Source organism: Clostridium sp. AM34-11AC, assembly GCF_003435375.1.
Taxonomy (GTDB): domain Bacteria; phylum Bacillota; class Clostridia; order Lachnospirales; family Lachnospiraceae; genus Pilosibacter; species Pilosibacter fragilis.
Genome location: NZ_QWGL01000107.1, coordinates 1 through 863, shown reverse-complemented (window position 1 = coordinate 863; position 863 = coordinate 1). Strand labels below are relative to the sequence as shown.

The window sequence follows — 863 nt, the reverse complement described above, 5'->3', positions numbered from 1 at the left end:
AAGTTTTTAAACGTTTTATTTGAAATAGCACAATAGGTTAATTTATTTTAACAAAGTCAAGAAAATTGCAAAGTTGCTGAGTGAAGAAAAGCCACAGGAATACATTGACGGTATAGAAAATTTGCTAAAAACCGCAAAAGGGAAAATATTGAGAAATATCTTAGAATTAAATTTGGCTGCTGGATACATCGAGGCAAAACAATTTGATATAGCAATTCCTATGCTGGAAAAATTGTCCCATGAGCGGCTGAGCGGTTCTTCTGTTAATGTAGTTCATAAAATCAACCTTTGCTTGAGCTATTTTGAAACTACCCAGTATGAAAAAGCAATTACAGTATACAACGAAAACCAAGGACTTTTTCAACAATATAGACATCACAAAATCTACGGCGGAAACATAGCCATACTTGATATAATAGCAGCAATTATAAATGAGCAATATAATCAGGCAGAAGAATTGCTGGATACGGCAAAGAAAATGTATGATGATCCTCGATTGCAAAAATCGTTTCGAGAAATTCTTGATATATTAAATAAAGAAACGGCGGAAAACCACTAACATCTTAACTCAATACGGAAAATTAGACCGTTGGCTGGTCGCACTATGCGAAAAGTTGACGGTCTTTTTTATCTCCAAAATCAAAAAAGGAGGGCAATGACAATGACAAAACTGAAAACTCTCGACCAGTTTCGAGCCGAAAAGGAACGAGCCGAGACACAGCTTGCACAGGAACAGCACAAGCTGGAGCGTCTGGAGAACAGAAAGAAGTATCTGGAGAAAGGTGAACGCACCAAGCGCACCCACCGCCTTTGCAATGAAGCGATGCTAAACATCGTGGAGGGATAGCCCCAAGTCGAATTCA

1 protein-coding gene and 1 pseudogene are annotated in these 863 nt (G+C 38.1%); both read left to right on the top strand.

Going from position 1 to position 863, the window contains the following annotated elements; translation table 11 throughout:
• Positions 1-73 precede the first annotated feature (73 nt).
• Positions 74-559, top strand: a complete 486-nt coding sequence (locus DW826_RS17975) for a hypothetical protein (RefSeq protein WP_117553344.1) — start codon at positions 74-76, stop codon at positions 557-559.
• 102 nt (positions 560-661) lie between these two features.
• Positions 662-817: pseudogene (locus tag DW826_RS17970) on the top strand (DUF3847 domain-containing protein); the annotation flags it as partial.
• Between the last annotated feature and the right edge of the window lie 46 nt (positions 818-863).